Origin of the sequence: Bacillus sp. MYb56 (genome assembly GCF_002976445.1) — a bacterium.
In the GTDB taxonomy this organism is placed as follows: Bacteria; Bacillota; Bacilli; order Bacillales; family Bacillaceae_G; genus Bacillus_A; species Bacillus_A mycoides.
The window spans coordinates 171,788-193,799 of the sequence record NZ_PCOH01000001.1; the positions used below are offsets into that span (position 1 = coordinate 171,788).

The 22,012-nt window shown below is 32.7% G+C and carries 16 protein-coding genes and 2 pseudogenes; 1 reads left to right on the forward strand and 17 read right to left on the reverse strand.

Annotated elements, in window-relative coordinates:
- Positions 1-58: 58 nt before the first annotated feature.
- Both bla and CQ058_RS00810 read right to left on the reverse strand, forming a co-directional pair.
- A complete protein-coding gene (gene bla, locus CQ058_RS00805) occupies positions 59-985 on the reverse strand; it encodes a class A beta-lactamase Bla1 (RefSeq protein ID WP_372421631.1) in 927 nt (308 codons plus the stop codon).
- A gap of 282 nt (positions 986-1,267) precedes the next feature.
- Entirely contained in the window at positions 1,268-3,403 is a 2,136-nt protein-coding gene (locus tag CQ058_RS00810; protein WP_002189644.1) for a peptidoglycan D,D-transpeptidase FtsI family protein, read from the reverse strand.
- A gap of 410 nt (positions 3,404-3,813) precedes the next feature.
- Here CQ058_RS00810 and CQ058_RS00815 point away from each other — a divergent pair, with 410 nt between their 5' ends.
- Positions 3,814-5,574: a peptidoglycan D,D-transpeptidase FtsI family protein gene (locus CQ058_RS00815; RefSeq protein ID WP_002189643.1), complete on the forward strand. Its 1,761-nt coding sequence runs from the start codon at positions 3,814-3,816 to the stop codon at positions 5,572-5,574.
- 11 nt (positions 5,575-5,585) lie between these two features.
- Here the strand turns inward: CQ058_RS00815 and CQ058_RS00820 are convergent, their stop codons facing one another.
- From CQ058_RS00820 to CQ058_RS00890, 15 genes and pseudogenes are all read right to left on the reverse strand, one after another.
- The gene (locus tag CQ058_RS00820) at positions 5,586-6,413 is read right to left on the reverse strand and encodes an SH3 domain-containing protein (RefSeq protein ID WP_002141814.1); all 828 of its coding nucleotides are present in this window, start codon (positions 6,411-6,413) and stop codon (positions 5,586-5,588) included.
- A complete protein-coding gene (locus tag CQ058_RS00825; protein WP_002127457.1) occupies positions 6,403-6,936 on the reverse strand; it encodes an RNA polymerase sigma factor in 534 nt (177 codons plus the stop codon). Before CQ058_RS00825 ends, CQ058_RS00820 begins: the two co-directional genes overlap by 11 nt.
- A gap of 203 nt (positions 6,937-7,139) precedes the next feature.
- Positions 7,140-7,820: a lipoprotein BA_5634 family protein gene (locus CQ058_RS00830; protein ID WP_002189641.1), complete on the reverse strand. Its 681-nt coding sequence runs from the start codon at positions 7,818-7,820 to the stop codon at positions 7,140-7,142.
- A 35-nt stretch (positions 7,821-7,855) separates the two neighbouring features.
- Positions 7,856-9,793 (reverse strand): FtsX-like permease family protein, encoded by a 1,938-nt coding sequence (locus CQ058_RS00835; RefSeq protein WP_002192901.1) that lies wholly within the window; start codon positions 9,791-9,793, stop codon positions 7,856-7,858.
- Positions 9,768-10,538 carry an ABC transporter ATP-binding protein gene (locus tag CQ058_RS00840; protein WP_105589381.1) on the reverse strand — a complete coding sequence of 257 codons (771 nt, stop codon included), beginning with the start codon at positions 10,536-10,538 and terminating at the stop codon, positions 9,768-9,770. The genes CQ058_RS00835 and CQ058_RS00840 overlap by 26 nt, the downstream gene beginning before the upstream one ends.
- A gap of 128 nt (positions 10,539-10,666) precedes the next feature.
- Positions 10,667-11,653, reverse strand: a complete 987-nt coding sequence (locus CQ058_RS00845; RefSeq protein ID WP_002017026.1) for a sensor histidine kinase — start codon at positions 11,651-11,653, stop codon at positions 10,667-10,669.
- 2 nt (positions 11,654-11,655) lie between these two features.
- A complete protein-coding gene (locus tag CQ058_RS00850; RefSeq protein WP_002085493.1) occupies positions 11,656-12,360 on the reverse strand; it encodes a response regulator transcription factor in 705 nt (234 codons plus the stop codon).
- 395 nt (positions 12,361-12,755) lie between these two features.
- Positions 12,756-14,729: a penicillin-binding transpeptidase domain-containing protein gene (locus tag CQ058_RS00855; RefSeq protein WP_002189639.1), complete on the reverse strand. Its 1,974-nt coding sequence runs from the start codon at positions 14,727-14,729 to the stop codon at positions 12,756-12,758.
- A gap of 450 nt (positions 14,730-15,179) precedes the next feature.
- Complete coding sequence (locus CQ058_RS00860; protein WP_002141809.1) at positions 15,180-15,773, reverse strand: SGNH/GDSL hydrolase family protein; 594 nt, start codon at positions 15,771-15,773, stop codon at positions 15,180-15,182.
- 169 nt (positions 15,774-15,942) lie between these two features.
- Positions 15,943-16,974 (reverse strand): VanZ family protein, encoded by a 1,032-nt coding sequence (locus tag CQ058_RS00865; RefSeq protein ID WP_002189638.1) that lies wholly within the window; start codon positions 16,972-16,974, stop codon positions 15,943-15,945.
- Between the two features lie 162 nt (positions 16,975-17,136).
- Positions 17,137-17,268 (reverse strand): annotated as a pseudogene (locus CQ058_RS32170) (Fic family protein); the annotation flags it as partial.
- 89 nt (positions 17,269-17,357) lie between these two features.
- Positions 17,358-18,515, reverse strand: coding sequence for an acyltransferase family protein (locus CQ058_RS00870; RefSeq protein ID WP_080019327.1), 1,158 nt, complete (start codon positions 18,513-18,515; stop codon positions 17,358-17,360).
- Between the two features lie 142 nt (positions 18,516-18,657).
- Positions 18,658-19,173 carry a transglycosylase SLT domain-containing protein gene (locus CQ058_RS00875; RefSeq protein ID WP_002141806.1) on the reverse strand — a complete coding sequence of 172 codons (516 nt, stop codon included), beginning with the start codon at positions 19,171-19,173 and terminating at the stop codon, positions 18,658-18,660.
- 754 nt (positions 19,174-19,927) lie between these two features.
- The gene (locus CQ058_RS00880) at positions 19,928-21,241 is read right to left on the reverse strand and encodes a D-alanyl-D-alanine carboxypeptidase family protein (RefSeq protein ID WP_002189637.1); all 1,314 of its coding nucleotides are present in this window, start codon (positions 21,239-21,241) and stop codon (positions 19,928-19,930) included.
- A 448-nt stretch (positions 21,242-21,689) separates the two neighbouring features.
- Positions 21,690-21,992, reverse strand: a pseudogene (locus CQ058_RS00890) (SDR family oxidoreductase); the annotation flags it as partial.
- Positions 21,993-22,012: the final 20 nt, after the last annotated feature.

Here is a 22,012-nt window from a genome sequence, read left to right on the forward strand (position 1 = left end):
AAGAATCGCTTTCTAGGTTCCTATTTTCAATTACATTACATAAAGAATTGAGAAATTATCATTTAAGAGCCTTAACTATCACTTCAGTTGCCTCTGCAATTAGTTGATTATCATAGGCAGCCTCTTTTTCATCTTTACTAGATAAAATTGCGATGATAATGGGTGCTCTATTTGGCGGCCAAACGATAGCAATATCATTGCGTGTCCCATAACTTCCAGCTCCTGATTTATCTCCAACTATCCAGTCAGTTGGTACGCCTGCACGAATAAGTTTGTCTCCTGTAGCATTTCCTTTCATCCACTCTGTAAGAACTTTACGTTTATCAGCTGGAAGTGCATTTCCGACCGTAAAAGCTTTAAGATTCGTAGCAATGGCTTTCGCTGTACTAGTGTCACGAATGTCTCCTGGAGTAGCTTCGTTTAACTCTGGCTCAAAGCGATCAGCCATAGTAACCCGATCACCCATCTGTCTAAGTGCTTTTTCATATCCTTTAGGTCCGCCTATTTTATTAAATAAAATGTTCCCGGCGGTATTATCACTGGAACGAACAGCCGCCTCTGCAATTTCCCCAAGTTTCATGCCTGTATCTACATGTTTCTCTGTAATGGGTGAATATTCAACTAAGTCGTCTTTCGTATAAGTGATAACTTCATTTAATTTATCAATTGAGTTTTGCTGTAGCAATACTCCTGCCGCTAATGCCTTGTAGGTTGATGCAAAGGCAAATCTTTCGTTAGGTCGATAAGCAATTGTTCGATTTGTACCAGTATCAATAGCATACACACCTAATCGAGCATCAAATTTTTTCTCAAGTTGAGAGAATTCTTTATACGTCGCATGATTTTTATGTTTAACTGGTCCGGTCTTTTCTTTCGCTTCAACTTGCAATGCCCCTCCTGTAAAAACTTCTAGGCTTGTAAGACTTAAACCTAATATACCAACACATAAACCTATTTTTAACATCCTCTTGTTTTTCAAAATCATCATTCCTTTCAAATTTTCAATACTGAAAACAAGTAGTAAATTCAATACACTGTATCCTATTTGAAAACCTGTTTTTATACGTACACATAATAGACCATCTAAGAAACAAGTTTGTTCCATAAATTTAAAACCTTTTTAACTAGTAGCCAAGATATTAACAAAAGTAAGAGATAGCAACTATGATAGCCGCTATCTCTTATTTCAAATCTTCCTTTTTCTTTAACTTATAAAGGCTTTTATATAAACAGGGTCTCTTCCCCTGAGAAAAGTGCACAAATTTTACTAATTTTGATTCGAACTATCTATACTAGCAGCTTCACCATGTATACGTTGCTTTTTTAAATCAAAGTATACATCTAAAATTTCCTTTCCAATTATAGAATTAATTCCATTTTTATCATCATGAAGCCATGGGACTACTACAGAAAATGCTACTTCTGGATTATCATATGGAGCATATCCAACTAATGTTAAGTTATAACATTCCATACGTTCTCCTTTTGCATTTCTACCAATTGGATCATCTCCACCATATACAGTTTGAGCTGTCCCTGTCTTTCCTGCTGGTTTATATGGCGCATTTTTGAAATACTTCACGCCAGTTCCATCACCTTCTTGGAATACCCATCTAAAGCCTTCTTTTATCCGATCAATATGTTCTTTCTTCATATCAACTCGATTTAATACGACAGGCTCTATAGAGCGTATAACTTTACCGACCTCTTCTTCTTTTATTGATTGCTCTCGTATTTCTTGTACAATTTGGGGTTGCATTCTATATCCACCATTTGCAATAGTTGAAATATATTGTGCCAATTGCAATGGCGTATACGTATCATACTGACCGATAGAAAAATCTAGTAAAAACCCAGGTTGACTATCTACTTTTCTCGTTTGCCCAATTATTTCATTCGGTAAATCAATACCTGTTGGGACACCTAGACCAAATTGTTTAAAATAATAACGCATTTTATCAAATGCTTCTTGTTTAATATCCAATGAACCATTTGGTACGTAATTAACTCCCGCAATTTTTAATGCTGTCTGGAACATGTATACATTCGAAGATACTTGTAAAGCTCGTAAATCATTAATATTACCAAATCCGGATACATTCCATGATTTCTTGGCTTGTGTACCTTTAAATTTCATCGGTGCATCATAAAATTGATCTCCTGGCTGTATTGCCCCTGTCTCATATCCAGTTAATAACGTTGCGCCTTTTACAGCTGATCCTAGCTCATACGAAGTTGTCATGTTACCTAATGCCAAATCCTCAATCTCTATTTTCCCTTCTTTTTCTACAATCTTTTTGCCTGCCATAGATAAAATCTGTCCGTTATTTGGATTTGTCATGACGACAAACGCTCGGTCCAACAATGGCTCTGAACTCTTAAAAGCCCTCAAATTTTTCTCTATACTTTCTTCCACTTTCTTTTGTAATTCCATATCAATCGTTAATGTTAAACTACTACCACTTTTTCCTTTAGAGATTATTTCTGTGTTTATAATGTTTCCTGATTTATCAGTAATGTTTTTCACTTCTTCTTTTGTGCCGTGTAATACATCTTCATATCGTTGTTCAATATAACTTTTTCCTACACGATCATTACGGTTATATCCACGTACCAAATAAGAATCTAAGTTTTCTTTCGGTAATCCTTCTTCACTACTTGTAATATTACCTAACACGGAACGAAATAAATTACCATTTACATAATTACGTTCCCAATCAACTGTTGTATCTACTCCTGGAAACTCCGCAAGTTTTTCACTTATCCGCGCATATTCTTGATCTGTCACATCTTTTTTTATAATTTGTGGTGTCAGTTGATAACCTGAACTCATTTTACTTTTAATAGCTAACACCTTTAAATCTTGTGCTGTTAATTCTGCCAATTCTACTTCTGTAACGCGACTTCGTCTTAAGTCTTGAATTTTTTTGTCTAGTTCTTTTCCCTCTATTCCCTTTTCTTTAAACTTTCCTATGTCGTTTTTAGTAATCTTTGATTCCGCACGTTTCATATTCAATTGCATCCAGAAATCTTTTTTATCGATATCGGTTAATTTATTTATATCTTGCTCAGGCATTTCAAGTACCTTCGCCAAGTCTTTTGCTGTTTTTAAAATATCTTCACTCGTAATCCCCTTCACCCTTGTATACGTAATTGTGCGAAGAGATTTATTATTAACGACCGTTTTCCCTTCTCGATCTAGAATCTGTCCACGTGGAACTGGTATACTAGTTGTTTCATTTTGACTGTTTTCCACTTGGTTCTTATAAGCCTCTCCCTCAACGATTTGTACTTTTCCTAGCTGCATAATAATAGCTGAGAATAGTACAAATATGCAAAGGAACATTATATTCAATCGAATAGATATATATGTCTTCTGTTTCTTTACTTTTTGTTCTTTCATAAATCCTCCATATAATTCTTCAGGAAATCCTCACTAATACTTAGTAAATAAATATACTAAAAGCGTTCCCTATATATTAGAAACCACTATTCAGTTATAATAGTGTCTTATCTTTTTTGTTAAATCCTTGTAAGCATCCATTCCTTTTGGTTTAGCCGCGTAATTGATAAATCTCCCTTCCTGTTTTTTTCTCTATTTTTTTGTCGCCTGCATTAGAAATGCTAAACTGTATAATGACTCATATTAAACTTACACATAGACTTACTATTAACATGTACTTTTTTTCATACTGATTGTTCCTTTCTTCATGCTGTAATACTTAATAGACAACCTAAGTAATAAAGTTGTTCCACATTTACAAAAAAAATAATTAACTATAAGATGGAATAGGCTACATAAGGGAGGGTTATATGTTACATACGAAAAGATGGAGATTTTTTGCGGTTCTTTCTATTGTAAGTGTGATTTTACTAATTTTATTAAAAATCAACTTCATTTCAATTACTATCGCAACTTCTTCAGCTGAAAGAGGAAAAATTCTTGATCAAAATGGTGTAATACTAGCTACAAATAAGAAAGTTAAGTCTCTATATTGCACTTCTAATGATGAAAAACTATCGAATAAAGATACATCAAACACATTAGCTTTTTTCAATCAATTTTCAAACGAGTTTCAAGATGACATTTCTACAGAGGACATAAAATCTCAATTACAACAATCCTGTAATAAGCAGACTATGAATGAAATATCCTTATACTCTGATATAAATGAAAATGAAATTTCATTCATAAACAAGAATAAACCTAAAAATGTAGTGATCAAAGACGAATTCATTCGATATTATCCAAAGAACGAAATTGCTTCACAAGTAATTGGGTATGTAGAAAATGACCTTAATTCTAAGTATGGACCTGTTGGTAAAAGTGGGATTGAGCTTCAATATGAAAATGATTTAAAAGGAAAACCCGGAAAAACTCTGATTTTTAAAATTAACAATAAGAAATTCTTATGGAACATCCAAACAGTACAACAGGGAAAAGATGTCAGGCTAGCTTTAGACTCTAAATTGCAGCAAAAAACAGAGGAAGCACTAAGATCTCAAATTAAGAAAGTACCTGATGCTAATGCTGGTTATGCAGTAGTAACCGATGTAAAAACTGGCGCAATATTAACTATGGCCAATTCGGCAGTTTTTGATCCAAATATATTAAATACACATGTATCATCTAAAAAAGAAAACATTAAATCCCTTTCGCAAAATAAAGCAATTCAAAAATTAAAGTATGGTGAATCTTACGTAAATATGGCCTCTACTATAAAGCCACTTACTATTTTAATCGGATTAAACGAAAAGCTTTTTCAACCTGAAGATACATATTTGGATAATGGTAGTTTTCAGTATGATAATCAAAATAACATCACTAATGCTCCTGGAACACCAACAGGTGAAATTACACCGAGTCAAGCTATCATTAATTCATCAAATACATTTATGACAGCAAAAGTAGCTCTCCCCTTATTCAACCGAAATAATGGGAATATAGAAAAAGTAGCAAATATATGGACAGATTATTTAAAGCAATTTGGCCTCCGCTCTAAAACTGGTATTGATTTACCCTTTGAAGAAGACGGAGAATATGAATTTCATCCATCTAATAAGTTTGAAAATGGAATCTCTGCTTTATTAAATGCATCTTGGGGAGGAAATGAAGTACACACCCCTCTTCAACTTGCTCAATATGCAGCAACTTTGGCAAGTAAAGGTGATAAATATAAACCTCAAATCGTAAGTGCTATTATTGGTCAAGACGATAAGGAAACAAAAAAGTTTAAACCACTCTTAGAAAGTTCAAATCGTTATCCTATGAAATTTTGGGGTGTCGTGCAAGGTGGGATGAGTCAAAATATAGAGGAGATTAAAAACTTGCCCTTTCATGTCGCGGGTAAAACAGGGATAACTGGCTCTCCGAACGAGCAAGAAAGAATGATAAATCATTCTCTTTTCATTGCATATGCTCCTACCGAAGATCCAAAAATTGCTATTTCTGTCGTTATTCCTGGTAGTAATTCGGAAAAAAATATTGCTGCTCTCGTTACATCAGAAATTTTAGAGTGCTGGAATTCACTTCAAAAAGAGGATAAAGATAAAGAGGAAGGTTCATTAAAGTGAACCTTCCTCTTTTACCATATAGAATCTATATTCGTTATTTCCCATATACCTTCATCATTCTTTTCAAATATGAAAGAATATTTAATATCAGTTAAAACATACTCTTTTTGTACATATCCAGTATAACCGTTAATTGTCGATATTTTTATATATCCATCATTCTGCGCTTTTTCTGGAATCAAAGCTTTTACCATTTCATTAGATACTTCATATAAAACTTGTGATTCTCGTTTTGGTTCAGCTAAAATTTTCGTTTTATTTCCAGTAACAGTTGCATATATAAAATGCGATTGCTTTGGTTGGTTACTTTCTGTCAATCCACTTGGTACTTTGTATGATTTCTTTGTATCATTTGCAAATTCTCCCCCCATTGTAAGAGCGACTTGCAACTCATGAAAAATATCCTCATCAAACTTCAATTCATCCTTCTGATAACTTTTCCCTTTAAATAGAACTTCATCATTTAACGCTCTATACAGGTCATTTTCATTTTTTGAATTTGTACTTCGATATAACTCATTCATAAATTGTTTTAATGATGGATCTTGAGCAGACTCATCTTTTGTTTTAGGCTTAATTTGAGTACTACTTTGTACCGGTGATTTATTATCATCAAGCCAAGGTTGTTGAACAATAAAAAATAACATTGTACAAACCAAAACAACTACAATAGGCAATGCTTTTTTACGAAATGGTCTCTTGTATGGTACAGAGTCTACTTCACTATTTTGGTATATCGATTGCTTTATTTTATAAATAAATGCTTCTTCATCTTTACGACGCTCCATTGGTCCATTTTTTAATTTGCTATACCAGTCAGGATTTTTTTTACTGTTCATCACTTCTACCCTCCCCTATTAATTTTGAAACTTTACTTCTTGCTCTGCTTAACCTAGATTTGACTGTTCCAATGGATACACCTAATGTTTCAGCCATTTCTTCATAAGATAATTCATATTTCGCGTCCAATATTAGTATTTCGCGGTGTTTTTTAGGTAGTTTTAATACAACATCCCACACATCATTCATTTCCTCTTGATTAAAAAATTCTTGTTCTGCCGATGGAGATTGCTTATCGTCACTAAAAAATCCCACTAAAGATATCCTTTTAAAATAAGAGGATTTCAAATAGTTTATTGCCGTATTTCTTGTAATTTTTAATATCCACGTTTTAATAGATGACTCCTTTCGAAACGAATTCCAATGTTTAAAAACCTTAATAAATACATCTTGTGTGATGTCATCTGATAAGTGTGGATCTTTCGTAATAATAAATGAATAATTCCATACATCTTGCCAATAGTCTTTTATAACATAGTCAAGCTCATCATGATTACATTTTTCAATAAACTTCTGTTCCATTTCCACACCTCAAACTTATTTGAATAAACATAAAGCTGCCCTCACTTTTAATATGGTTTCAATATATAGACATGATACAAGTTTCATTTGTTCCATTGTTTATCTTTTTTTTCGACAGATGATATTTCTAAAAAAATGTAATAAAAAAGACCAGGATAAATTCTTAAAATCATCCTGGTTTTTCTGTATTAAATATATTTTCATTATTTTTTTATAATAGAAACCGCATCTAATACATCCACTTGACTCCCCATAGTTTTAGTTAGTTTTTTCCATTCAGTTTCTGCTTGTACAGCCGTAACATCATCTGTGTTATATGGTCTATCTTCACCATACGATTTATTGAAATGAAGGATTTCCATTGATGTTTCATTTACAGGGATTTGATTGAAAGTTGCATTATCAACAATTACAATCAATTCCTCGTAATTTGGATTACGATAGTGACCAAACCAAGTATCACTAGCATACTGGACATCTATTTTCTTTTCATTAATTGTTAATTCTTTGATTTTTTTATTTTTCTTACTAGCTAGTAAGACAGCTTTATCTTTTGGAACTGAAGGTACTGACTTAATTGGGTCTGAACTCCATACTTCATCATCATTATCTGACTCTCTTAATACACCTAACCCAACCATTTTTTTCGCTGTTTTTTGATCCATCATTAATACTTGTTTACCATCAATTTCTGCTTGCTTCACTTTATACAAAGTGTTGGTCTTAAGTTCACTTTTATGTTGATTTACTATTCCTTTTAATGATTGTTCTCCTCCAATTAATAAAGCGGCATTCCTTGGTTCTTCTTTCTTCCCAAAAGAACAAGCTCCTAACATAGAAATAGATACAATCCCTGCCACGCACACTTTCATTACTTTTTTCATTGCTTTTTCTCCTCTTTGCTTGTTTTATCAATACGCTACATAATTTTTTTATATAACCGTTGTAAATAACGCCAACGGACAGTGAAAAAGTACACACTTTGAATGGATATAAAGGCTAGTATAATTAAAATCGAAATCTTTAAAACTGAGTAGTCAATTAGCTGTTGCAAGGCTATAAAAGCGACCCCGCTATGAATAATCGCTATAATGATAGGCAAGAAGAACATTAGTATAAGCTGTCGTGTTACGATTTTCTTTAGTTCTTTTCTACTTAGACCGACCTTCGCAATCATTTCGTATTGTTGTTGTTCTCTTTCTAAATCTGCATATAGCCTGAAATATAATAGGCTGGCTGCAAACGTAAAGAATACGATCCCTACTAATACACTGACAATAAGTAAAATACCGTTCTCTTGTTTCGAAGAAATCCATTCAGAATACAACGCTTTAAAATAATGATGTGCTTGCCCCGAATTATGATTACCCATTGTTTCTTCTAATTTTTTTGTAACCACTCTTGATTTCTCCCAATTTTCCACGACAAAACCATATTGACTTTTCATTACGTAAGAATCATCTTCCGTCTTTCTGTTAGGGATTTTATCGTACAGAGAATCCGAAACAACAATAATGGCTCCAATTGAATTTGGGAGAACTATATGTGGGACCGCCTTCTTGACCCGGAGGGACATTTCTAAGTTTTCCTGTACTACATCTATTTTCTCGGGTATATCTTTTCCTCTTGCATACTTTTCTTTTTGCGAAATGATTGAGGGTACTATAATCGCTTCTTGATCATTATCTATCTTTTCCATTTCATATCCGAAAATTTTTGCAAACTTGTTATACTCTGATACTTTGATTAGCACTAAATTATTTTCCGTGAATTTAGGATTCGTAACCGCTACCTGATAAGAGAAATTTGAGCGAGTAAGTTGTTTTTTCATTTCTGTAATGTGCTCTTCTTCTTGTGCATTTTCTCCTAACGAAGTATAGGTAAATGCAAATGGATTGGTCATTTCGGTTAATCCCTTATTTCCCATTGCTAGGCATGTACCAATCCCTGTGAAGGCCACAGCGGAAACAATCGCTAGCATAAAGAACATAGTTGCATTATCCTTCATACGATAGGCCAATTCAGATATAGTAAGAAGGTTTGTTTTATTAAAAAACAAAGTGTCTTTTTTCTTTAAGACACGTATTACATACACGCTCAACTGTGAAAATAGAAAATATGTCCCTATCACTACAAAGACTACCCCTCCAAGTAAGTAAGGCATAATGAAGTTTCTTTCTAATACGAAATAGAACACACATCCATACCCTAATCCAATGAAGAATACGGAAAGAAATGCTAATGCTTTTGATGCCTTTGGCTCTGGTTTTGGCTTTTCCTCTGATTTCATCAAATCAATTAACTTGTTTGCTTTTACCATTTTAGAAGTAAACAACGAAATGACTAGAAACAGAATCAAAAATGCGCCAGTTGTCGTAAAGACAGCTTTTATAGGAACGTAAAAAGGAAGACCCTTATCAATCGCTAATATATTTTCACTTGCCAATAAATTGAGCTTTGAAAATATTAAACCAATTAAGATACCAAATGTAATTGAAGCGACTCCAATTAACATATTTTCTAAAAAAATTAATTTATTTAACTGCGCCGGTGTCATACCATGCATGATTAAAATTCCAAATTCTTTTTTTCTTGTTTTAAAAAAAGAACTCACCGAATATAAAAGAAAGAAGAATGAAAATACAAAAATGAGATATTGAGAGATTTGCATCCCCATTGTTCCTAAAAGGCTCATTGTTTTACTTGTGGAGGCTAGTTCTCCTTGTAAATCAGGATGAAAAAGTAAGAGTGAATATGTAAAAAAAACCATAACTGAAAATGAGCTACTTAGAAAGTGTGCAGCATAAGTCCGCTTACTTCGAATGATATTATTAAAAGCGAATCTTTGAAAAGTCATGCTTACGACCTCCTAGTAATGCAAGTACATCTATAATTTTTCGATAAAATATTTGTTGGTTTTCTCCGTTATAAATTTCGTTATATAATTTTCCATCTTTAATAAATACAACGCGATCACAAAAACTTGCAGCCACTGGATCGTGCGTAACAAGCATCATTGTTGCATCTTGTTCTTTATTTAATCGTTTTAATAACTCCATTACATCATTAGCCGCTTTTGAATCTAAGTTTCCTGTCGGCTCATCTGCAAGTAATAATTTAGGTTTATGAATTAGAGCACGTGCAATTGCTGTTCTTTGTGCTTGTCCGCCCGATATTTCATATGTTCGTTTATTTAATATATCTTGAATGCCTAATTTTTCTGCAATACCTTCTACACGCTGATTCATATCCTCAACTTTAGTACCATCTAACGTCAGAGGAAGAACAATATTTTCTTTTACAGTTAATGTTGTAAGAAGATTGAATGCTTGAAACACAAAACCTAATTCACGTCTTCGAAATAATGCCAGTTCATTTTGAGATAATTGATATGGATTTTCTCCATTAATCAATATTTCTCCTGATGTGGGAGAATCAATAGTAGAAACCATGTTCAACAAAGTAGTTTTTCCACTTCCTGATGGTCCCATTATTCCTACAAACTCCCCTTTTTTCACACTCAAATTAATGTCGGCGAGCGCTTCATAAGATACCTTTCCTGTATAGATTTTACTCAGTTCACAGACCTTTAATATTTCCATATCGTTTTGCTCCTTTTTATCTTTTAATAACCTAAGTTTATCTAAGCATCCCTTCTTCTCATATCGATTAACCTTTCATATATCTAACAGGTCTGTAATATTTCTGAAAAGTCAAACTAAATACCATTCTAACGATTTGCATAAGGGAAAATAATACAGATTGTTGTTCCTTTTCCTACTTCCGACTTTATTTCAATATCATGTTCCAATCTTTTTATAATATTTTTCACAAGATATAATCCCATCCCAGTAGATTCCTTAAATTTCCGACCGTTTATTCCCGTATAAAATGGGCGGAATACTCTCGGGAGGTCTTCTTTTGGGATTCCCACACCATGATCGTGTATTTCAAGGATTACTGAGCGCTCTTCTTCTAATGTAGTAATAGTAACGTTTTTTCTACTTCCTGCTGAATACTTAATGGCATTGGATATCACTTGATGAATAACAAACCGAAGCCACTTTCTATCGGTTTCTACCATAATAGTTTGTTTTACTTTTACTTCTGGATAAACATAGCTACGGATAAACAGACGTTTATTTTCACGGATTACTTCTTGAACGATTTCCTGTAACGAAACTCTTTCCACATAAAAATCTTGCTCAAACGTTTGTAATCGCGCCATATATAAGACCATTTCTAATCCGTACTGCATTTGATCTACTTCTTCCACAATACTTTCAAAAACCTCCCCATTCTCTTCTTGTGTGATCAGTTCAATAACTGATAGGGGCGTTTTCATCTGATGCACCCATTGATTAATAAATGTAAGGTGCTCTTTTTGTTTATATTCCCAAGTCTTTAACTGTTGATGATATTGACTGTATTGTGTCTTTAACACACGCTGAAGTGCTACTGATAATGGAGTGGAATCGAGTTCTTCTAAGGAGTCCTCTAATGTTTCAGAAGGGTTGGATAATTTGTTATAAAATCTACGATGGCTAAAGTAGCGATAAAGTAAAAACGCAATTAAAAAGCATCCTCCTAAAAACACACTATATAACGCAGTAGATAAGTGGTTATATCCATCCAGCCAATAAACAGTTAGAACGACAAATAGCTGAATGATTGAGAAACAGATGAAAGGGATATGTTCACGTAAAAATAAATTCATTATTATACCTCATCATTCTTCCAAGTTATTTTCAAACGATATCCAGCACCACGAACTGTTTCTAATGCATTTTTTATTCCGATTTCCTCTAATTTTTTTCGGACACGTGTAACATTTACACTTAACGTATTATCATCTACATACGTATAGTCATCCCAAAGTTTTTCTAAAATCTTCTCTCGACTAACAATACTAGGAGATTGTCGTAAGAGAGTTTCTAGTAAAACAGTTTCTTTTTTTGACAGTATACACATGCTATCATTTAGCTTTAATTCCATTTTTTCTGGATAAAGTATTAAACCGGATTGCTGAACAACTCTTTCTTCCGCTTTCGGTGCGTATTCTCCGTAAATTCTTCGAAGATGACTTCGGATTTTTGCCATTACAACTTCATAATGAAACGGTTTAGTGATATAATCGTCTGCACCATGTTCAAGTGCCATAACTTGCTCCATCTCTCCACTACGTGCTGATATAAATATAATGGGACAAGTAGAGACCGTTCTAATTTGTCTGCACCAGTAGAAACCATCAAAACTCGGTAAATTTACATCTAATAAAACTAAATCAGGTTGAATTTTTTCAAAGTTAGCCAAAATATTTTCAAAATCCTCTGTAATATTCCCTTCATACCCGTACTTATTAATATGGGATTGAAGTAGTTTAGAAATTTTTTGGTCATCTTCTACAATCATGATTTTATACATATATTTAGCTCCTTTTATTTATGTATCTATTTATTATCTAGAAATATCTAATTAATACTTTTATCTTTTAGTATAAAGAAATTCCCCTCTTACTTATATTGAATAACCTTACTTCAAACTAACAGTTTTGTAATATTTCTGAAAATAAAGTTAAGTATAATAGCTCTTATTTTTTAAATTTCAATTATCTAATTTAACATTTTAAAATTTGTTGTTTTATAATTTTTAAATAAAAAATAATCGTATTTAATTGTGTAAAAAACACGTAATTAAATACGATTATTAAAATCATAAAATCTGCGTTTAGACATAAATTAACCGATTCCTAATATAATCTTGAATCGGTAAGGTTTGTATATTTACTAAAGAAGTAAATTTCACCTTCTAATTAAGTATTATTTCTGAAAAACATGTTTTATTTTTTCACCTGGAACGTTGCTCCCGCCTCTTCCTTTTACATCTTCAATCATCATGGTAACAATCATATTTGGCGCGCTTGCATCGAAAGCTGCAAACCATCCAAGTTCTTTACCCTCTGCTTCTTTCGATTCTTTCAGTTCTGCTGTACCTGTCTTACCAGCGAGAGTTACACCATCAACTTTAGCAATTCTCCCAGCACCATCAGGATCATTAATAACCTTTATTAACGCACTTTTTAATATCTCTTGATTCTTGGTAGAAATCACATTTTCTTTCCAATTTCCCGCTTCTTTTGTTTTTTTTATAAGATGCGGTGACGGAATGTTACCCTCATTGACAATCGGTGCATAAGTCAATGCTAAATGAAGAGGTGTCATTAATACTTGTCCTTGTCCGTACCCCGTGTCTGCTAGTTGAATATCATTTTTTATCCCATCTTTTGCAATGATTGAAATAGGGAATTCGTATTCAATTGGTAATTTTTCATGAAATCCGTATTTCTTAAATTCATTTACATACTGATCTTTTCCTATTTTCAAAGCTTGTTGAGCAAAATAAATATTATCAGAGTACTTCATTGCCTTATCAAAATCAACTGGACTAGCATCCTTCACACGTGTTACATAATAATTTCCCCAAGATGAATCTTTTGTCCACTTTAATCCTTGAATTTTAAATTCTTCCTTAGGATTTATTGTGTTTGTTTCCAAACCAATTGCACCTGTTATCGTTTTAAATACGGAACCTGGTACAAATGCTTGTGTGAAGCGATTCATCATTGGCAGTTTCGAGTCATTATTCCATGCTTCCCGTTGAGCTTTTGATGCTCCTCTAACTATTGTATTTGGATTATAAGCAGGGCTACTTACAAGTGCGATTGTTTCACCCGTTTTAGGATTGACCGCTGCACTAGATCCTGCTTCATTTTTCATCTCATTAAAGATTTTTTCTTGAATTGCAGCATCAATAGTTAACGTAACATTTTCCCCTTTTTTTGCTTCTTGTTTTGCTACGTTTTTAATCTCTTTCCCGTTCTCATCTTCCATAAATACGCGTCCACCCTTTTCACCACGCAATTTATTCTCTAATACTTTCTCTAAACCTGTCTTACCCACTAAATCATCTGCTTGATAACCTTTTTTTTGAAGCGATTTTAACTCCTCTGCATTTACCTTTCCTATATATCCCGTTAAGTGTGCCGCTGCTTCTCCTAATGGATACGTACGAATATTTACTGGGCGAGATGAAACTCCTTCTAATTCAATATAATCATTCTGTCTCGTTCCCTCTTTTAAAATACCAATTGGTACAAGGGAATCTGGTTTTATCCATTTCGCTGCGAGCTTTTGATTGATCTCTTCTATAGACATATCAAGTAATTGTGCTACTATTTCTTTCGTTTGCGCTGCCGTTTCACCTAGTTTCTCTGGAATAATTCCAACTTCAGTCGCTTTACCATTCGTTGCAAGCCCTTTTCCATTTCGATCATATATTTCTCCGCGTTTTCCTTGCTCTGTTTGCATACGTACTTTGTAATCTTTTTTCATACCTGGGAAAATGAAGTCTGGTGTCCAATCTATTTTCCAAGATTCCTTATCTTTATCTTTCACGAGTTTTGCTTCATGGATGAATGAAACTGTTCCTCCATCCGTATCCATATTAACTTCAAAAAGAAAAAGTTCTTTATCTTTAGTATTCGCTCCTTTCGTTTTAATTTTTAAATTCTTAACTCCAATACCCTCATAAATTTTTTGATATTTCTCTGTGAACTCCTTTTTAGAAATCGTTTTTTTTGCATGTTCTGATAAACAATCATACATATTTGTAAATTTTTTATCATTCCATAAATTGATATATTCTTCAAATGCTTGTTTTGGCGGCTCATCTTTATTGCATCCTACCAACATAACTCCAAAACAAAAGAAAAGCAGCATCCATATTTTTTTCAATTCAATCTTCTCCCTTAATTAAAAATGATTATTCCTTTCTAAATATGTTAAATAAAAAATGTTTTAACGCTTAATAGACAGTGTAAGTAATGAAATAGTTCCACATTTACAAAAAAATTAAATTTATGGGTAAGCTGCATCCAAAAGGGAGGATTTTAAGATTCTTACAAACGACGAATATATTTTGCGAACGTTATCATTATTAGTGTTGTTTTAACAATTCATTTAAAATACCTTTTAGTTCATTTCCGCCAATTTCATCTTTTTTCTTTATAGATTATTGATACAAAAAAAGAATCCTTATACTAAGGATTCTGCAACAGAAAATAACAAAAATATAAACAATAAAAAGAATTACTTAAAGTATAATTTATAGGCACTCTATATCCTTCTTTTTCGCACCAAAAACCCCTGTACAGCATGCGACAGGAGTTTAGGTCATTCTACAGCTTATTTAAAAGAGTCATGTACAGGCAAACTACTAAAAATCAATTCAGCAACTTTTACATATCCTTTTGAGTTTGGATGAATTAAATCCGTAGACCAAAGCGTATTGTCATTAACTAAATGATGATTCCAAAAGTCAACATGATGTAGCTTATACTCTCTACTCAGTGAAAGTATAACTTCATTTGCCTCTAATAATTGTTCTTTTAATACTTGTTTTTTTTCAGAAGGAAACGGAAGCCGAACTGTAAAATCTGGAAGGTTTGCTATAATAATATCAGCATCTGTTTTACTTAATGTATCTATCATAAATTCCATATCGTTCTTATATGCATGATGATTCCAACGTCCTTTTAAAACATCGTTTGCACCTGCAATTAGACTAACCAAATCTGGATTAAAAGTTAATGCCTGTTCCAATTGCTGTGAGCGAATTTCTTTAGTTACTAACCCACGTTTTGCAAAATTAGCATATTTTAAATCATCTACACACAGTTGAACAAAATGATCTACCCAGCTTTTTAATGCTATTCCCTCAACTTCATCCCCTATCCCCTCTGTAAAACTATCACCAATCGCTACAAATCGCTTCCACATATATAGTCCCCCTTTTTTGTTATTCATATCTACACTATACAATAGCCCACAGCGTAATTGTTCTTCTTAAATGTTTTTCAATTTCAATTAAATTCCATGGGAGATTTTTCAAATGAGCAAGACAACTCGATTAAACTATTTCACATGAACAAAAACATGAAAATCTACGTTATCTTCTCGCAGAAATAGGTTGAGACCAACTATCTTTCCCATTATCATTTAAGCGTACTTGAAAAACATATATAGGTTGAGAAAAGCCTTTTGTATCAGCGTAGTAATCTATATTATAATCTGTAATGACTAATGTATCACCTGCTTTGAAAGATATTATAGGATCAAAGTCTCCTTGTTTTAGTTTTTGAAATACTTCTTTGGGAGACAGAATTTCGACATCTCGAATATGTGATTTTTTTGTAACTGGCTCATTGTCATTAGGCATTTTTGTAATTTCCTCTTTGTAAACAGGCATTTTATTACCTTCGTCTTTTAACTCTATTGATGTTTTTATAGTGACATCAGTCATGTCTGTTTTTGTAATGGGATCTAAAGGCATATTCCCAAATTCCTTCATTTGATACGAAATCATTATTCCAAGTGCAACAAAACTTACTGTAATCGAAAGAAATAAATATTTGGTCATTTGTGTATCTGTTTCTTTTTTCTTCAACAATATAAGAACTATATTTAACATAGAATATCCTAGCATCATTCCTAAAGTATTATGAAGTAAATCGGCTAGTTCCATACTTCCACGTTGCATTGTAAATTCAAGGATTTCAATCAATAAACTTGCTATAATTGAGCTGATTAACATCCATTTTGTTTTTTGAAAAACATTACTAAATAAAGGTAATAAAATTCCTAACGGAAAAAGCATACCTATATTCACAATGATATGGAAAAAAGAAGAAAATGAAAAGGTATTCCATGCTTTTTTATAAACACTAAGTACATCAAAGTCAATTGTTCTTGCAAAAGTTATATCATCTGGACGACCAAATGAAGTAGCTGATAATACAAGGGAATAATATCCTATTATCAATATAAACAATATAACTTGTTGTACGGTAAATTCCCCCCCTCCTTTACATACCTTTTTGTATACTAAAAAGTAGCTAAAAACAAAAATGAGTAGTAACAAGAATGTGAGTTGTATTGTAGGAATTGCAAAGGTAACAAGTAGTTCGGAAATAAAATTCATTTTACACCTCTGTTTTTACGAATAAAATATTCAATAGTTTTATATAACATTTTAGATATAGATAGCGATATGTTGTTACCCCTAATAATTATTAATACAGAATTAAACCTGTATACATTGAGCATTTCTTCCTCTTGAAACCAGCTTTATTTGACCAAGCAGCTACAAGGAAACTAGCGTTTTACTAATTGTACTTTCGGCTATGTCTGGAAAAACGTTACGAAGATTCTCTTTAGTAAGAGGATTTTGGGAGTTAAGTATAAAATTAAAAATTTGTTCAATTTTAGTATATTTATATAGAATCCGTAATTGACCGATTCCTAATATACTTAGGAATCGGTCATATTCGTATATTTACTAAAGAAATAAAATTCCTTCAAGCATTACACTTTTTTTCGAAAATTTGTTGTTCTTTGTTTTGCCCAGTTGATACATTTCTTTTCAATTAAATGATACGAAACTATAGAAAAAAGTATTGTCATTGAAATACACAAAGCAAGAAGGAAAAAGATAGGTATCTTTGTATACAAAAGTTTAAATAGTACCATCATGATTGGAAAATGACACAAATAGATACTGTATGAAATTTCTCCTAAGTATACAAATACACTCTTATTTAAAAATGCTTTCACTTTTAGGTTACTCATGGCCATTATTATAAATATACTAACACCGATTACGACACCCCAATCTTTTAATAAGAAAGTAGTATCATTACGGGAAAAACCATAAATTAAAATGGAATATAAATATAGAATAATCCCTAATGCAATAAGAAATCCTTTATTAAATTTTTTCATATTCCTATATAAGTAGATAAGCTTTTCCTGATGCTTAAAAAGTAACATTCCAACCATAAACATCGATGTGAAATGCAGTGTATCGGCATAACCATTATAAAATCCCTCTGCTTTCCCTATATGCAACATATTAAGGAAAACACTAATTAAAGAAAAGCTCAAAGCAAATAGTATCGTTTTCTTCCAACTCAGTTTATAAAAAAGAAGGAATAACAACGGAAACACAATAGATATACGCATTTCTTGAGCCAATGACCAGATAACTGGATTATAATTTTCCGTAAAAAAGTTATTAAGAAGCACAAAATGGTTTATAATATCTATTTTTGTTATAGACCCTTGCCACCTATCATAGAACCAATCCCGTAGTCCAGCCACTTCATACGGCGAGAACAAAATAAATAAAGCAAAGGTACTGATTATCCAAAAATAATAAGGAATATAGATTCGTACAAATCGCTTAATTAAATATCCCCAATAATTTGTTTTTGAATGATAAAGTGCCATAGATAACACAAAACCACTGAGTACATAAAAAACGATTACAGCTTCCCCGCCAGCCCATAAAAACCTAAGCGGAGAAAATTTAATAGAATTAGGCAACGATGGTAGCATTAAACAAAAATGTCCAAATACCACTGTCAGTGCCGCTAACCCTCGTATGGAATCTAATTCTTTTATTCTCTTACTCATAAAATGTTCTCCTTGTAAATTGTAGATTTTGCTGTTAATAAAGGCCACTATACTATTGTAGTGGGAGAATTATACATATTGTTTCTTTAAATTCCTAATATAAGCAGTACAAAGTCAATCTATGTATCTGTTTTAGGAAACTTTCGTATTTAGGCATAAGTTATATAATAATAGAAAGAAAAAAGAAATTTCATTCTATAAAATCATATTGTCGTTTAGAAAACATTTTAAAACTGTTTTCTAAACCCTCGTTATAGTCTGTCTGCTTATTTGTCCATTGAACACCCTTATTCCCAGGCCACCCTGAGGTATTAGCAACATATTTTAATAGCTCTGGTCCTTTTAAATTTTGCTGTAAACCACGGTTATATGCATTTATCATATTAGATATTGCAATTCGAGTATTGGTTTCTGCATTTTTCAAATCTTCGTTCGTTAAATCTTTAGGTGCTAGTCCACCTCGATGAAGCTGAAACAGTCCAAATGATGTGCCCTGATCTCCAATTGCGTTTCGATCAAACTTACTTTCATGGAATGCAATAGATAAAGGAATCCATGGCGGTATACCATGCTCTATTGATATTTGTTGAATCGTGTCTCTTACTTTAACTCGGTTAGTATGATGGTCATATGCGTATTTTGTAAGATATAGCCCTCCTGTTAAAACTAAAATAAATACTCCACTTTTTATTAATGTCCCTCTCATCGACGTCACCTCACTTGTCAGTATCAAAGATTGTCACTAGTAATCCTATCTTTTGGGGATATTAACTCGTAATCATGTATCATTTTGTTATTGTTTGTTTCATTAATTACCGATTTTTAGGTGAATTTATTAGGGAGTTCCCTCCATATAACATTCGCTTTTATCACTTTCGGTACAATTTACTTTTGTATGGGAGAGCGTTTTCTCTGTATGGTACCGTACTTTTTTCTCGAATACCTTGCTTTTTTATTCGATTGAAATTAAAGAATAACTATATACATAGGGATAAACACTATAAAAAGATACTTAAATTTCTTTAAAAAATTCATTTTTCGGCCTCCATTTCTTTATATAATTAATTTAAAACAAAATATTTAATAAGAAGAAAAGATTTTATTAAATTTTTATAAAATTTAATAACAGGAATAAGTACCAGGTATTTATTTTTATTGTCACTTGATGGAATAATGAATGTATTTTCATCATGTAACTTTATTAAACTAGCCTTGCACCAGAACCCTTTGAATCGAACAATTCATAATAAACGCCATCCTTTCTGTATATTTCTACAAAAAGAATAGCGTTTTTTGATTATATGGATACAAATTTATCTTAGCTTGATTGCAATACCGAAAGTTCCGAAGAACCAGATTTGAGAATTAATGCAATCTTCCATTCCAAGCCATCCACATAAGAATCTATAATACTTTGAAACCTTTTATTTCAGGCTAATATTTAGTTTTATCCTACAAAGTTAGCCTTTTACTATATCAACCGCACTATTCCACATACCGCTAAAGAAAGATCCTATTTCGCGCATTAAACGTGTAAACCAATTTGCTTGTTCTACTTCAGATTTTGTTACAAGGTCTACTTGTAATGATTTACCTGATAAAAATCCAGGATCTGTACTATCTTTAGGTGATATAGTCATTTTACTAATTGTTACATCTTTTTTAATAGGCGCTTCTTGTTCTTTATTCGATACTTTAAATTCTTTTTTATAAACGTCTTTGTTGCCCTTTGGCATTGGAAGTGAAACAGCTTGCTTCGTTTGAACAACTACATCTTTGTCCTTTGCATTTGCTACTCGCACTGTTTCATGACCTTTTACTACTGAATCTTTTCCATAGACCTTCTTCACTTCAAAATTTGCAAATCCATAATCATATAATTTCTTTGTTTCATCAAAACGTGCTGTATGAGAGTTTGCTTTTATAACTACAGAGATTAGACGCATACCGTTTTTTTCTACTGTACCAGTAAAACAATCTCCGGCTTCTGGAGTAGTTCCTGTTTTTAACCCATCTACACCTTCGTATTGCTTAATTAAGCCTTTTAACATCCAGTTAAAGTTCGTCATATCAATCGGATACTTGCCACCCTTTTGGAATGTTTTTTTAGGGATTTTTGCTGTATCTAATATTTTCGGGAAATCTTGAATAAGACGTTGTGCTAAAATCGCACAATCTCTTGCGGACATTTTATTTTTCTCGTCTGGAGTTGTCCCTTCTGGGTGATGTCCTTTTAAATCATGGTTTGTTAAACCTGTAGAGTTTACAAATTTATAATTTTCCATTCCAAACTCTTTTGATTTATCGTTCATCATTTTCACGAAATTGACTTCTTTTCCAGCAATCTCTTCAGCTAAAGCAATTGTTGCACCGTTTGCAGAGTAGATTACCATTGCCTCATATAACTCTTTGACCGTATAAGAGCCACCATTTTCTAATGGAACGTTTGATAATGAGCGATCTTGCGAAATCTTATATGCATATTCAGAAATTTTAACTTTTTGATCCCATTTAAGTTTTCCTTTATCCACCGCTTCATGAACTAAGTATTCACTCATCATTTTTGTCATACTAGCAATTGCTAATAATTCATCTGCATTTTTTTGATATAAAATTTTTCCGGAATTTGCTTCTACTAAAATTGCTGACCCTGCTTCTACGTCTAAAGCAGGGACTGTTTCCGCTGATGCACTCCCAGATGTAACAACTATGCTACAAAATAGTGTAAGCACTGTTCCTATTGCAATAAATCTCTTGTAAAACATACCTTTCACTTCTGTTACCTCCAATATCTTTGTACTCAAAAAAACGTTATTCTAACATGATCCCCCAAAAAATAGACAGTGTTATCAAATTCTATATACATATAAGACATTAGGATCGCTTTCATATAGACCATCTCATCACACCCTTTTAGGCGCACTGACACTTAGTATTCCCACACACATCCCTATTTTTAATACCCTTGTATTTTTCAAAATGATCCGTACTTTCATATTTTTTAGGATTACACTTAATAGACAATCTAAGTAATACATTTGTTCCACATTTACAAAAAAATAAAACCAGTGTACCCCGATTAAATATCGAAACACACTGGTAGCTTAGCCGTTTTCTTATTATCTACTTGACAGAGTCTGTCAGTCACTTTTCAAAAATTACTATATTTGCACCAGAACCACGTATTACTATGACTTTTGCTATTCTTCTCTAATTACATCTTTAGCATTTTCCTTCACTTGCATCAATTAACTCACCAGTTACCCAACGACTGTCTGATGAAGAAAGAAAACCTACAATATCAGCTATATCCTTAGGTTCTCCCCACCTATTAAAAGTCGATAAATCTGCAGCATATTTCTGTCCATCTCGATTCCCCAATGTCTCGGCATTCATTTCTGTATTAATTATGCCCGGGAGAATTGCATTTACTGTAATACCAAGGGCACTAAGTTGTTGTGCTAAAGTACGAGTGAGTGTATTTATTGCCCCCTGAAATATACTGTAGGCAAAAACACTCGGAGAGATATCAATGAACTTCCCCT

Excerpts from the sequence above, each read along its gene's own strand:
- CQ058_RS00860 (WP_002141809.1), bottom strand. The coding sequence starts at position 15,773 with ATGTGGAAGCGATTTGTAGCGATTGGTGATAGTTTTACAGAGGGGATA.
- CQ058_RS00830 (WP_002189641.1), bottom strand. The coding sequence starts at position 7,820 with ATGAAAAAAGTAATGAAAGTGTGCGTGGCAGGGATTGTATCTATTTCT.
- CQ058_RS00850 (WP_002085493.1), bottom strand. The coding sequence starts at position 12,360 with ATGTATAAAATCATGATTGTAGAAGATGACCAAAAAATTTCTAAACTA.
- bla (WP_372421631.1), bottom strand. The coding sequence starts at position 985 with ATGATTTTGAAAAACAAGAGGATGTTAAAAATAGGTTTATGTGTTGGT.
- CQ058_RS00865 (WP_002189638.1), bottom strand. The coding sequence starts at position 16,974 with ATGAATTTTATTTCCGAACTACTTGTTACCTTTGCAATTCCTACAATA.
- CQ058_RS00810 (WP_002189644.1), bottom strand. The coding sequence starts at position 3,403 with ATGAAAGAACAAAAAGTAAAGAAACAGAAGACATATATATCTATTCGA.
- CQ058_RS00825 (WP_002127457.1), bottom strand. The coding sequence starts at position 6,936 with ATGGAACAGAAGTTTATTGAAAAATGTAATCATGATGAGCTTGACTAT.
- CQ058_RS00835 (WP_002192901.1), bottom strand. The coding sequence starts at position 9,793 with ATGACTTTTCAAAGATTCGCTTTTAATAATATCATTCGAAGTAAGCGG.
- CQ058_RS00815 (WP_002189643.1), top strand. The coding sequence starts at position 3,814 with ATGTTACATACGAAAAGATGGAGATTTTTTGCGGTTCTTTCTATTGTA.
- CQ058_RS00845 (WP_002017026.1), bottom strand. The coding sequence starts at position 11,653 with ATGAATTTATTTTTACGTGAACATATCCCTTTCATCTGTTTCTCAATC.
- CQ058_RS00820 (WP_002141814.1), bottom strand. The coding sequence starts at position 6,413 with ATGAACAGTAAAAAAAATCCTGACTGGTATAGCAAATTAAAAAATGGA.
- CQ058_RS00840 (WP_105589381.1), bottom strand. The coding sequence starts at position 10,538 with ATGGAAATATTAAAGGTCTGTGAACTGAGTAAAATCTATACAGGAAAG.
- CQ058_RS00875 (WP_002141806.1), bottom strand. The coding sequence starts at position 19,173 with ATGAGAGGGACATTAATAAAAAGTGGAGTATTTATTTTAGTTTTAACA.